The organism is Streptococcus didelphis DSM 15616 (genome assembly GCF_000380005.1).
GTDB lineage: Bacteria > Bacillota > Bacilli > Lactobacillales > Streptococcaceae > Streptococcus > Streptococcus didelphis.
This window is the reverse complement of the sequence record NZ_KB904196.1, coordinates 131,211-143,817: the sequence shown is the minus strand read 5'-3', so window position 1 is coordinate 143,817 and position 12,607 is coordinate 131,211. Positions and strand designations below refer to the sequence as shown.

Here is a 12,607-nt window from a genome sequence, read left to right as displayed (position 1 = left end):
TTTTTTTGCTTTATCATCTGTAAAGGAGGAATTCCTTTTCCGACAACTTTATCAGTATAGCGACTTTTTGATCCTTTGTCAATACTTTTTTTGAGGGTTAATAAAAATAATCCAAGGCTTGGCTAATACCTGCTTTGTCATTTGTTTCCACTACTACGTCTGCTAATCTCATAATATGTTGATTGGCATTACCCATTGCAATTCCTAGCCCGGCCATTCTTATCATACTCTCATCATTATCGGCGTCTCCTACCGCAATTGCTTGGCTGATCTCAATATCTAAATACTTGCACAATCGAGCCAGTCCTCTACCTTTATCTACTTTTTCAGCTGTTATTTCAATAGCTGTTGTCTCTGCTTTAATAACTGTTAAAAAGGGTAATTATTGAGCATTGTAAAGTAGTAATCTCGTTTATCACCATCTTTAAAATAAAGATTTATCTTCTCAGGCTTCCCTTTGTCACTGGTTAGAAGCTCTACTATATCTTCAACAAATATAGCTGTTTTTGCATATAGGTCCCTGTATTGTTCCATTTGATATTCTTTAATAGCATCAAAATGGCTTTTTTGGATATAACCCTGTCCATCAATCATCAAAACTGGCATAGTATCTTCTTGATTAACTATCTGATGAACAATTTCTACAAAACCATTTTCAATAGGAAATTTATGAAGAACCTGCTTTCTAAAAAATCATAGACTAGAGCTCCGCTTTCCAGAATACCATAACGGATTTTAGCCAATTGTTCCTGATACATGGTTAATTCAGAGATTGGTCTACCTTTTGCTAAAACAACGCTTTTATGATGAGAAACTACTTTTTCGATTCCCTCTAGGTTTTTCTGGCTAATTGTTTTATCTGTCTGTAATAGAGTACCATCCATGTCAAATGCTATTATCTGATACATATCTTTCTCCTTTAATATCACCATTTTAACATAAAAATAATAGCTGCTTCCCCTTGAACTTCTTTTTAATTACTTTACTTTTCTTCTTTATTCTTTTTTATATAGTAGAACTTTTTCCTAAGATGCGACTAAATCATAAGACATTTATGTTAAACTATTAGTAGTTCACTAATGGATAAGGAAAGCATATGAATAATAAATTGTTAGTTCTTCAGTCAGATTTTGGTCTCATAGATGGGGCAGTTTCAACAATGGTTGGAGTAGCCTTGCAGGAATCCTCTGATTTACAAGTCCATCATCTCACACATGACATTACCCCTTACAATATCTCCGAAGCCTCTTATCGCCTTTTTCAAACAGTCAGTTAATGGCCAGAAGGCACAACCTTTGTATCTGTTGTAGATCCTGGTGTTGGTTCTAAACGCAAAGCGTGGTAGCCTTAACTACAAACAACCAATATATCGTAACGCCTGATAATGGAACCTTATCTTATATAAAAAAATATATTGGAATAAAAGCTATTCGAGAAATTTCTGAAGTTACCAATCGCAGAAAAAATACAGACTTTTCCTATATATTTCACGGACGTGATGTTTATGCTTTTACAGGTGCTAAACTAGCCTCGGGACACTTGAATTTCGAAGAAGTAGGACCTGAACTTTCAGTTGATGCTATTGTAGAAGTTCCCGTTGTTAAAACAGAAATAAGTTCTGACAGAGTTAGAGGGGTCATTGATATTCTTGATGTCCGTTTTGGTTCACTTTGGACTTCAATTACACGTGAAGAATTTCAATCCTTAAGACCTGAATTTAATGAACGCTTGGAAGTGACTATCTATAATAATGACATGTTAGTCTACCAAAACCAAGTTACTTATGGCAAATCATTTGCCGATGTACGTATTGGCCAACCTATCATCTATATTAATTCTTTGTATAGGGTAGGGCTTGCTATTAACCAAGGGTCTTTTGCCAAGGCCTATAATGTGGGTGTGGGTCAAAATTGGCATATTGACCTCAAAAGAACCAAAAGAAATTAAAAGGATATATTATGAAAAATACTTCAATTAAAACAGTTGTCGCAATCGGAATCGGAGCAGCTTTATTTGTTATTATTGGAATTTTTGTTCCTATTACAATTTTCACTAATACTACGATCTCACTACAATATGCCATTCAAGCCTTATTTTCAGTTATTTTTGGACCTTTAGCTGGTTTCTTTATTGGTTTTATTGGTCATATGTTAAAAGATATGTTACTTGGTAATGGGGTCTGGTGGTCTTGGGTTCTTCCAAGTGGCCTTGTAGGGCTTGGTATTGGTTTAATGAGAAATAGACTCCACATCACTAAGGGAATTTTCACCAAAAAAGATATGCTTTTATTTAATAGCGTACAAATTATTACTAATATCATCGTCTGGGGAATTGTAGCGCCTATTGGTGACATCCTAATCTACCATGAACCAGTCAATAAAGTGTTTACCCAAGGTTTATTTGCTGGCTTTGCTAATATCTTTACGGTTGGTTTAGCAGGAACCTTATTAATTATTGCCTATGCCAATTCTAGAACTAAAGCTGGTAGCCTTTCAAAAGACTAAGCCTGAGAGATAATATGACACATTTGATTCAATTCACCAACTTTTCCTTCACCTATGACGCACAAACAGCTCCTACCCTATCCAATTTAAATATTAGCATTGAAAAAGGACAAAAAGTCCTCATCATTGGTCCATCTGGTAGTGGTAAATCCACAATTGGTAACTGTCTAAATGGGATTATCCCTAATCATCATCAAGGACAACACCAAGGTAGCGTAATGATTGATGGTAGGGATGTTTTTGACTTGTCTATCTATGATAAATCAAAACTTATCTCTACTGTTTTACAAGATCCTGATAGTCAATTTATTGGTCTAACAGTAGCTGAAGATATAGCATTTGCCCTTGAGAATGATTGCTTTAGTCAGTCGGATATGAAGCAAAAAATTCATGCTTGGAGTCAACTCCTTGACTTAAGTAACCATCTCAACCATCGTCCACAGGACTTATCTGGGGGGCAAAAGCAAAGGGTCAGTTTAGCAGGTGTACTTGTGGATGAGAGTCCTATTCTGCTTTTTGATGAACCTCTAGCTAATTTGGATCCGAAGTCTGGCTTAGCAGCTATTGACTTAATTGATCAGATTCATCAGACTACAGATGCTACTACTATCATTATTGAACATAGGCTTGAGGATGTGTTACATCAATCTATTGATAAAATCATCCTGATTAATGACGGTTATATTCTTTTTGATGGAAGCCCTGACCAGCTTTTGTTTTCTAACCTTTTAAGGGAAAATGGAATTCGTGAACCCTTATATCTTACCTGCCTAAAGGATTTAGCCTATCCATTCTCAGGAAATGAGCACCTAAGCCAACTCAATAGCCTTGACTTATCAAAGCTTAATTTTTCTTACAATCATCCGTCTAGCAAAACTCCTAAAAAAGAAAAGCTTCTACATATCCCAAGCCTAACTTTTGCTTATGATGATGAAAAACCAATTCTAAAGGAACTTAATTTAGAGATTCATCAAGGTGAAAGACTAGCCCTTGTTGGTCAAAATGGTGCTGGAAAATCAACCCTCGCTAAACTACTATGCCGTTTTTTAAAGACAGATGCTCCTGTTTATTATAAAGGAATAGATATTTCTAAAGATTCTATTAAAGAAAGAGCTGATAAAATTGGTTACGTCTTACAAAATCCCAATCAAATGATTAGCCAGGCTAATGTCTTTGATGAAGTCGCTAAAGGCTTGCACTTACGTAAGCAATCAGAAGCTGACATTAAACTTAAGGTGGAAGAAACATTAACAATCTGTGGACTCTTTCCTTATCGTCATTGGCCAATTTCTGCCTTATCTTTTGGACAAAAAAAACGTGTTACTATTGCATCAATTCTTATCTTAGATCCTGAGATAATCATACTGGATGAACCAACCGCTGGTCAGGACAAAAGAAACTATTCTGACATTATGAACTTTTTAGACTACTTAAATCATGAAGGCCATACTATCATTATGATCACCCATGATATGCAGTTAATGATGGAATACTCTGATCGAACTATTGTATTAAACAAGGGAAAAATCATTGCAGATGCTCGACCCGAGGAAATCTTATCAGATAGCTCTCTTTTAGAAAAAGCTTCTTTGAAAAAGACGAGTCTATTTTACTTGGCTGAGCAACTAGGCTGCCAGCCCCTTGATATAACTCATTACTATATTAAAAAAGAAAGAGAGCGCCATGCCACAGAGACTAATTGGTTATCAAAAAGCTGATAATTTTTTACATGACTTATCAGGTGCCAGTAAACTTATCTTTTTTATACTTGTTTCTGTTGCCTGCATGACTACTTATGATACGAGGCTAATTCTCTTTATTGGTCTCTTATCCCTCTATCTTCTTAAAGTAGCAGCCATTCCTTGGAAAAGCATCTCATTTGTGATTAAGCTTGTTATTTTCTTTGCACTACTTAACCTTCTTATGATTTACTTATTTGCTCCTAGTTATGGAGAAGATATTTACCAGTCTGAACATATCTTGCTTACTGGATGGGGACCCTATTCTTTAAGCCAAGAAGAATTATTTTATCTCTTTAATGTAGGTTTGAAATACTTTTCAACAGTTCCCTTAGCCATCTTGTTTCTTACAACAACACAACCCAGTCAATTCGCTTCTAGCCTCAATCAGATTGGGATCCCTTATAAGGTTGCCTATGCTGTAAGTTTAACGCTGCGCTATATTCCAGATGTACAAGAAGAATTCCATATCATTAGGACTTCACAAGAAGCTAGGGGACTTGAATTATCAGAAAAAGCTCCGCTGATGAGTCGGATTAAAGGAAACTTACAAATTATTATCCCACTTATTTTTAGCTCTTTAGATCGGATTGATACTGTTTCAACAGCTATGGAGTTAAGACGATTTGGTAAATACAAGAAACGTACCTGGTACAGCCAAAAAAAACTAAGTAAATATGATATGATCACTATCTGCTTTGCCTTACTTATACTAATTTCTTCATTGGGCCTTTTCTTCTTAAATAAAGGAAGATTCTATAATCCCTTCTAAATACATACAAACCCGAGTATTCTAGTAATTACTCGGGTTTTCTTACAATTTGACTTAAGCTTCAATTGCTTCTTTTATCTGCGCCCACAGAGCATCTGTCCCAATACCTGTTAGAAGGGGTAATCCCATAATAACTTTGTCTTTTGCAGTATCTGGGACAACAGTGGTTGAAATAACAATATCATAATCATCAATACGGTTAATTTCTTCAGCTACCTTTGATTGATAAAGCTTAACTTGGTCCTCATAACCATTATCTTTTAACCATGTTTTTATTTTTCCAGTAACAACCGTAGATGTTGCAATTCCTGATCCACACATAACTAATAATGTTTTCATTTTAATTTACCTCATTTTCTTTAGACATTTTATTGATATAGAACAAACCAGCTAAGGATGCTAGTAATATGAGACTAATCAAGAACCAAGGCAGATGCTTAGCAGCAAAAACGAATAAACCAGTCGGCCAAAGTCCTCCTTCAGCCATTGCAGTAATGCTAGAATGCCCTTGCAAGTTAAACTTAGCAGCCTTAGCAGAAACTGTTACTAAAGGTGCTACCCAGGAGGTAATATACAAGATAGATACCATGTATAAACTACCACCAACAACAGTACGAACAATATTTCCCCTAAAAACTGCCGCCATTAAACAGACCACAAAGGGAATAGTTGCCAAATCACCAAAGGGCAGGGTTTTGTTGCCTGGTAAAACAACTGCTAAGAAGATTGTAATAGGCACTAAAAGCAAAGAACTAGATAAAACTGCTGGATGTCCTACTGATAAAGCTGAATCCATCCCAATATTGACTTCTCGTCCAGGAAAACGCTTTTGTACAAATTGATTAGCAGCTTCTGATATTGGTGCAAGACCTTCCATTAAAACAGAAACCATACGGGGCATTAAGAGCATAACAGCAGCTGTTTTTACTCCTAACTGTAATATCCCTTGTAGATTATACCCAGCTAATAGCCCTATAGCTATCCCAATAATTAAGCCCATAACTGTACTTTCTCCAAAAATGCCAAATTTTTTCTGGATGGTATCTGAATCAGCCTCAATCTTATTAAAACCTGGAATTCTATCAAAGAGCCAATTTAAGGGAATGGCTACTAAAAACCCAGGTGCAGAGGTGCCATGTGGGAAGGTAATGTTAGGGAAGCCATAAAATTTCTTAATGGCTGGCGCAATAATATCAGACAAGCAATAAATCATAACTTGATAAGAAATCATGGCATAAAGTCCCAAGGCAAAATTTTCTGTTACGGCATAAACTAGCGAAGCTACAAATGCGGCATGCCAAAAATTCCACATATCTACCATGAGCGTCTTGGTCCAGCCCAAGAAGAGCAGTAAGAGATTAATCCCTATTCCAAGAGGAATGGCTAAGCTTCCCAGAAGAGTACCGTATGAAATAGCGGCAGCTGCTGGCCAGCCAACATCTAAGGTTGTTAACTGTAAGCCAAACCGTTCAACCATAGCCTGCGCAGCTTTTCCTAAACTCCCTGACAGTAATTCAACTACTAAGTTTAAACCAACAAAACCAATACCTACTGTCAAGCCTGCATTAAAGGCTTTTTTGCTTGGTGTCCCTAAGAGGATTCCAAATATAAAAATAAGAATCGGCAATACAACTATTGCACCTAGGTCAATAAAACTCTGTAAAAATGTAAACATGTCAACCTCCTAAAAAATAGTGTTCTGAGATAATAGTTGTCTTATTTTTTGCTTTTGATCAGCCCTACAGCTTAAAATATCATTGACTAGCTCTTTATCCTGTAACAGGGTCATGAGTTTTTGGAGCATTTCCACTTGAGAATGGGCTTCTTTAATAGCTAACATAATGACAATTTGTACCGAAACTTCCTGATCACTACTTGCCATTTGCGTGAAGACAACTGGTTTTTCCAAAGTCATCAAGGCTATTTGGGTCTGCTTTACATGTTGACTGTCTGTATGGGGGATTGCAACCCCATATCCTTCAAATTGAAGTCCTGTTGGGAAAATAAGTTCCCTATCTTTGATAGCTTGAGGAAAGCTCTTTTCTACAAGATCAGCTTCCAATAATTTACGGGATAAATAGTCCAGTGCTTCTGTAGCACTATTAATTTGACTTACCTGTGGAAAAATAAAGTTTTCATCCATAATCACTTCTCCTCTAAAAATAAAGTTGTGTAAACATCATATTTATCAGTAGCCTTAGCTAACTTGTTAATAAAATCTAAATCATCAATCTTCGAATAAAGATAAATCAAAGCCTCCTTACAATGTTCTTCTTCCCCTTCTTTTATAGCTATTAATAAAACTACTTTCACCATGTTTTGTCCCCATTCAATTGGCTCTTTTAAGGTCAGTAAACTTAATTGAGATTTTTGAACTTTTTGCGGGTTAGCATGTGGCAGAGCAATCCCTGTATAAATACTGGTACTCCCTAATCGCTCGCGCTCTAAAATCGATTGTAAAAATGAAGGAGCCTGTCTATTTTCCTCATAAGCTTGACTCACTAAAAATGACATACAAGTTTCTTTTGTTTGACATTCTTTTTGTAAATGAATATTTTGTCCAAGTAAATTTCGAATAATAGAATGATTAAGCTGTTTTTCATTTTTTACTACCGAAAGGATTTTACGATTACCATCTGTTAAACGCCGATATTCCCTTTGAATAATATCATTTTCCTCTTGACTTAATAAGGGGCTGACAAGAATATAAGGGTGATCAAAATTTTCTAGAAGTACGGAACTAATAATAATATCAGCCTTCAATGCCAGCTGATCAGTCACATCTACGAGATCAATTTTTTGTAAATAATCATAACTTGAAATAATTCGTTTTAAAGAATTGATGATTAATTCTGAAGTTGCTAGACCGTGTGGGCAAACCACATATATGTGTAATGGTTTTTCTAACCGTTCCACTGCTATCTCAAAGTAAATGGTTAAAAAAGCAATTTCAGCATTTAAGAATTCTAATTGGTAGCTATCAGAAACTGTTTTTGAAGCTAGCCAGACAATATGAAATAAAATAGAGTAGCGTTTTTTAATTTCCTCTGTCGTCTGGTTTTCTATATTAATACCATTCTTCAAGCGATAAACCATTGGTTTCATATGGTTAGTAATCTGCTCTCTTAAATACAAATCTTTTCTAAAGTCAATCCCAGCTAATTCACTAACCTTGTCAATTAGCAAAGAACTTATCTCTGTAAATTCATCAGTATAAGTAGAGTGACTGAGATAGCCAAATGAAATAAGCGTTGAAGCAATTTGTCCAACTTCCTGACTAGAAATTTTTTCTAAGGGAAGGGCTAAAGATTGGCTTAATATGGCGCCTGCAAAGGGATAGAGCTCTAATGGTCCTAAATCATCATCAATAGGCTTATCAAGAGGACCTAAACTATTTCCCCTTTTTATCCTGTTAACATTTATTAGTAAATCCAGTATTAAATAAAGCATATATTGGCTGGGGATAGTACACTCATAAAGTTTAGATGTTCTAGAAACAACTTCTTGGACCTTAGTAACCAGCTCTTTTGAAAAAAATAATTGTAAACTAGCTAAATAGTCATTTCTTTCTAAATCAAGGGAATAGCTTTGCATGAGGTAGGTTCGCAAAAAGAAACGAATCTGTTTTTCCTCCCCTTTTATTCCAAAGTAGCCTTGCTCTTTTTCAAGAGCTAGTCCATACTTTTCCAATAAGTGATGTAACTTTTCTAAATCACGTCTGACAGAAGTCTCACTTATAAATAACTCAAGAGATAGATCTAGTATCGTTAATAAGTCATCTTCTATTAAAAATTTGCGGAGATAATAATCCTCTCTTTCCTTATAGTCTACTGAAGTGACTTGATTTTGTTCTTTACTTTTGAGAAAGTGTTTCACTTTTATCTTCTCAGTCTCACTTCCTTCTATAAGAATGCCATGTCTGGGTACCCTTTTGATTTTTAAAGAGTAGTTTCCTAAAAAACTATCTAAAGCAATTAAATCTGAATAGATGGTCTTACTAGATACCTGACACATTCCAGCTAGCTTCTTGCTGGAAATGAATGATTCTTGTGATAATAAGTGATCTAAGAGTAGCTGCTGGCGCTTGTTCATTTTATCTCCCTTGTCTACCTACCTCTATTATACAGAAAGCGCTTCCTCTTGGTAAGCCAACTTCTTTCCACATTAATATAGTAATAGTGACTATATTTCCCTTTTATAGTTATTGTAACTATTTTTTGGTCACTATAAAAGACCTAATAATTAAGTATTCCTTTCAATACTTATCAAAAATTGCTTTTAATGGTCTCTTTCTTTAAAAAAGCAAAAGGTACCTCTCGGGGACCCCTTGCTTATTTTATAATTCTTCCTTTAGTTAATTGCTTTTTAACCCTCTTATATTTTTTATAGGTTAGACGACCTAATTTATATGCCGTTTTATTCAAAGGAATATTAAATTCTCCAATATACTCATCAATAGTTGGCTTAAAGGAAGTTTTAAAAGTTGCTAGACCTCCATCTAGATTTCCTTCTACACCGCCCATATTTGCCCATTTGAACCCCAACTCATAAGATGATTTGAAAATTTCGGTATCCAGAAGATATTGAGGATAGTACTGTCTGAAATTATCATCCATACCAGCATAGAGTAATTCAACACCTGATCCAAATTGAATTCCTAAAACGCCAGCAATAATGACTTGATTAGGATAATCCTTAACAAGTTCTTGTAATTCCATAATTTGTTTTTTTGCTGCTGCTTTTTGTTGTTCAATATCTCTGATGCGGCTCTTTTGATGCTCAGGTGTTTTCAGCAAATCATTTTCTAGTTGTTCAAGACGTTCTTTTTGAGTTCTTATTTGTTTTTCAAGGTCTAAGGTAGCAAAGTAAAATTGTGCTTGTTCCTTATAGATATCTTTTATTTTTTTAAAGTAATCATAATTTCGTAAATGAATCTGCTTGCGTTTCTCTGTTAAGGCTACTAAGTCTGAAAAGACCTCTAGTTCATTTTCATGACCTTTACTAATTTCTACACCTTTTTTATGGGCAGTTTTGACTAGACGCCTAACATGTTTTTGATAATCTTCTATAGATTCTGCAGTCAAATATTTATTTGCTTGAAAACGAGGTTGGATTGTTTCAGAAAGTTTTAGCGTTAATCCTGACCAAATAGCCCCTGTTTTTTCAATAGTGGTAATAAGTTTTTGGCACTCCTCTACTTGAAGTTGATTGCTTCTATCAAATAAGACTGCGGGATCACATTTAATAAGTAAGAAGCCTTCTTTTTTCCCAAATATCTTTAGTGCCTGAAAAACTTCATAAACCAATTCTTGATTATTATAGTCCATTACTGGACCTCTGGGAATATAGGCTACCTTGTAGGGATTAATGATTTTTTTACACAATAAAGAAGCACAAGCAACTAGCTGATCTCCCTGATAAAAGCCAATTCTCCTTGACTGCCAGTTATCCTTAACCTTAGTCCACTTACTGCCTTGAAGCAAGTTTCCATAAGGGCTTTCTTCAATAAATTTATCACATTCTTCTACTGATAGGCCTACTTTATAAGTAATCATTCTAGTTTTTTCCCTTTTTTAATAATAATGTAAATTGGCTACCCTGACCATACTGACTTTTAACACTAATATCACCACCTAATTGATGTGCTAGTTGGCGAGCAATGTATAGTCCTAAGCCATGTCCTCCAGTTTCCATATTCCGAGAGGTTTCCACACGGTAAAGACGTTTAAAAATCAAGTCTAGATCTTTTTCTTTAATACCCTGACCTTGGTCCCTAACATCAATCCTTAAATCATCATCTTGATAATAGGCCTTAATACTAAGCTGTGTTCCCTGCTTTGAATATTTTAAAGCATTGGTGATAAGGTTTAATAAAATACGTGATAATTTGTTATAATCACTCCTTATCTTAGCTGCTTGAGGGCTAACCTCAATATGAATATAACGCTCTTCTTTTTCAATTTTTAATTGAAATTCTGACAAGATATCAATTAATAATTTATCTAAATAGATAACTTCCTCAGTTGATTCTTGCAACAAGCTATTTGAGCTATCTAGGGATAGAAAATTGAGCTCTTCTACTAACTTGTTAAGGCGATTAGTCTGACGTCCAACTGTTTTAAGATAGTGGTTGGTTTCTTCTGGTGAAATAATTCCGTCTAATATCCCCTCCACAGTAGCCTGAATAGAAGTTATGGGTGTCTTAATATCATGCGTTAATTGAGCAACCATCATAGCCTTTTCCTTTTCACTGTCAGCTAGGGATTCAAAGGTTTCAGAGAGTTCTAATGACATAGAGTTAAAGGAATCTTCCAATTCTTTAAACTCAAGGGGCGTCTTAATATGGCTATTAGTATCAAATTTCCTTAAGGAAATAGCTTTGATTTTTCCTTTGAGTTTCTTTAATGATGAAAAGACATTGGAGAGTAAAAAGAGGCTAATAAGTCCTCCTAAAAAGCTTGCTATTATGGTAATGATTAAGATATATGAGACTTCTCTACTATTAATAAACATCCGACTAACCCCAAAGAATACCCCAATCACTGTAATCAGAATGGAAGTCAGATAGCCAATTAGAATATAATATTTTAGTTTCATCTTACTCCTCTAGTTTATAGCCCAATCCCCAAACAGTTTTGATAGATGGTGTCTTAGAACTGCTGTATTTTGCCATATCATTACGTAAAGAATGAATGTGGACATTTAAGGTATTAGCATCTTCTAAATAATTTTCACCCCATATTTTTTCATAGAGTTCCGTTTTTGAAAAGACACGATTTTGGTTACTCGCCAGAGTCCATAACAGGGCAAAAGCTTTATTGGTTAATTCAATTTTATTAGCTGCAATGAATACTTCCCTGGTATTGGAATTGATAGTCAAATCACCAATTGTCAAGGTATCCTTGGGTTGATTATTGCCATAAATCCTTCTTAAAATATTATTAACCCGCAAAACCAATTCTCGTGGACTAAAGGGTTTTGAGATAAAATCATCAGCTCCTAAGCTTAAGGAATAAATTTTATCTGGCTCAGAAATTTTTGCTGTTATAAAAAGAAAGGGTTGGTCTGGATTTAATACTAAGACCTCACTAATAAAGTCATAACCATCCATTTGAGGCATCATGATGTCAGTAATAATCATATCAAATTGAGAATGTTTAAGATAGTCTAATGCTTCTAGGCCATTTGTGGCAATAGAAACCTGATAACCAGCCTGTTCAAGATAGCGTTTGTTGATGTCTATGATTTCAAGTTCATCATCCACTAACAATAGTTTTAAGTCCATATATTCTCTCCAACATAGAAAATAGTGTTATAACTTTATATATTATAACACTATTAACTATTAATTATAAAGTTTTCTTTTTATTTAATCCTTTGAATAAACCTACCAAGGCTGTGACTGCTAGTGTCACAAGGCCTAGTAAAGATAATGATTGTTTATTTTCTTCACCTGCATGTGGCAAGTTTACGGCTGAATTTTTAGTTCCAGCCATGCGATCTGTTTTATTAGTTACTTGCATCTGACTTGGTGCTTGAGTCATTTGACCTGGTGTCATTTTTTGCATCATTTGCTCTACTTGACCATTTCC

The 12,607-nt window shown here is 35.0% G+C and carries 13 protein-coding genes and 1 pseudogene; 4 read left to right on the top strand and 10 right to left on the bottom strand.

Features of this window, described 5'->3' with window-relative positions; genetic code table 11:
* Positions 1–97 precede the first annotated feature (97 nt).
* Genes A3GU_RS10510 through A3GU_RS10500 form a run of 3 tightly spaced genes read right to left on the bottom strand, consistent with a single transcriptional unit; the run spans position 98 to position 908 of the window.
* Positions 98–337, bottom strand: coding sequence for an HAD family hydrolase (locus A3GU_RS10510; protein ID WP_245537489.1), 240 nt, complete (start codon positions 335–337; stop codon positions 98–100).
* A gap of 32 nt (positions 338–369) precedes the next feature.
* Complete coding sequence (locus tag A3GU_RS10505; protein ID WP_026216481.1) at positions 370–606, bottom strand: hypothetical protein; 237 nt, start codon at positions 604–606, stop codon at positions 370–372.
* Positions 607–641: 35 nt separating this feature from the next.
* Entirely contained in the window at positions 642–908 is a 267-nt protein-coding gene (locus A3GU_RS10500; protein ID WP_026216480.1) for an HAD family hydrolase, read from the bottom strand.
* 188 nt (positions 909–1,096) lie between these two features.
* On the opposite strand from A3GU_RS10500, the pseudogene A3GU_RS09715 reads away from it, so the two are divergent.
* The 4 genes and pseudogenes from A3GU_RS09715 (at position 1,097) to A3GU_RS0107070 (ending at position 5,015) form a co-directional block, all read left to right on the top strand.
* A pseudogene (locus A3GU_RS09715) lies at positions 1,097–1,947 on the top strand (SAM hydrolase/SAM-dependent halogenase family protein).
* A gap of 11 nt (positions 1,948–1,958) precedes the next feature.
* Positions 1,959–2,504 carry an ECF-type riboflavin transporter substrate-binding protein gene (locus A3GU_RS0107080; protein WP_018366848.1) on the top strand — a complete coding sequence of 182 codons (546 nt, stop codon included), beginning with the start codon at positions 1,959–1,961 and terminating at the stop codon, positions 2,502–2,504.
* Positions 2,505–2,518: 14 nt separating this feature from the next.
* On the top strand, positions 2,519–4,222 hold the full coding sequence (locus A3GU_RS0107075) for an ABC transporter ATP-binding protein (RefSeq protein WP_018366847.1): 1,704 nt from the start codon (positions 2,519–2,521) through the stop codon (positions 4,220–4,222).
* Positions 4,188–5,015 (top strand): energy-coupling factor transporter transmembrane component T family protein, encoded by an 828-nt coding sequence (locus A3GU_RS0107070; protein WP_018366846.1) that lies wholly within the window; start codon positions 4,188–4,190, stop codon positions 5,013–5,015. The genes A3GU_RS0107075 and A3GU_RS0107070 overlap by 35 nt, the downstream gene beginning before the upstream one ends.
* A gap of 54 nt (positions 5,016–5,069) precedes the next feature.
* On the opposite strand, the gene A3GU_RS0107065 is transcribed toward A3GU_RS0107070, so the two are convergent.
* The 7 genes from A3GU_RS0107065 to A3GU_RS0107035 all read right to left on the bottom strand — a co-directional run bounded on the left by A3GU_RS0107065 (position 5,070) and on the right by A3GU_RS0107035 (position 12,300).
* Positions 5,070–5,354 carry a PTS sugar transporter subunit IIB gene (locus A3GU_RS0107065; protein WP_018366845.1) on the bottom strand — a complete coding sequence of 95 codons (285 nt, stop codon included), beginning with the start codon at positions 5,352–5,354 and terminating at the stop codon, positions 5,070–5,072.
* Between the two features lies 1 nt (position 5,355).
* Entirely contained in the window at positions 5,356–6,690 is a 1,335-nt protein-coding gene (locus A3GU_RS0107060) for a PTS galactitol transporter subunit IIC (RefSeq protein WP_018366844.1), read from the bottom strand.
* Between the two features lie 9 nt (positions 6,691–6,699).
* The gene (locus A3GU_RS0107055; RefSeq protein WP_018366843.1) at positions 6,700–7,158 is read right to left on the bottom strand and encodes a PTS sugar transporter subunit IIA; all 459 of its coding nucleotides are present in this window, start codon (positions 7,156–7,158) and stop codon (positions 6,700–6,702) included.
* A 2-nt stretch (positions 7,159–7,160) separates the two neighbouring features.
* The gene (locus A3GU_RS0107050; protein ID WP_018366842.1) at positions 7,161–9,107 is read right to left on the bottom strand and encodes a BglG family transcription antiterminator; all 1,947 of its coding nucleotides are present in this window, start codon (positions 9,105–9,107) and stop codon (positions 7,161–7,163) included.
* A 239-nt stretch (positions 9,108–9,346) separates the two neighbouring features.
* The gene (locus tag A3GU_RS0107045; protein ID WP_018366841.1) at positions 9,347–10,570 is read right to left on the bottom strand and encodes a peptidoglycan bridge formation glycyltransferase FemA/FemB family protein; all 1,224 of its coding nucleotides are present in this window, start codon (positions 10,568–10,570) and stop codon (positions 9,347–9,349) included.
* A gap of 1 nt (position 10,571) precedes the next feature.
* Positions 10,572–11,612 (bottom strand): sensor histidine kinase, encoded by a 1,041-nt coding sequence (locus A3GU_RS0107040; protein WP_018366840.1) that lies wholly within the window; start codon positions 11,610–11,612, stop codon positions 10,572–10,574.
* A 1-nt stretch (position 11,613) separates the two neighbouring features.
* Positions 11,614–12,300: a response regulator transcription factor gene (locus tag A3GU_RS0107035; RefSeq protein WP_018366839.1), complete on the bottom strand. Its 687-nt coding sequence runs from the start codon at positions 12,298–12,300 to the stop codon at positions 11,614–11,616.
* Positions 12,301–12,607 lie beyond the last annotated feature (307 nt).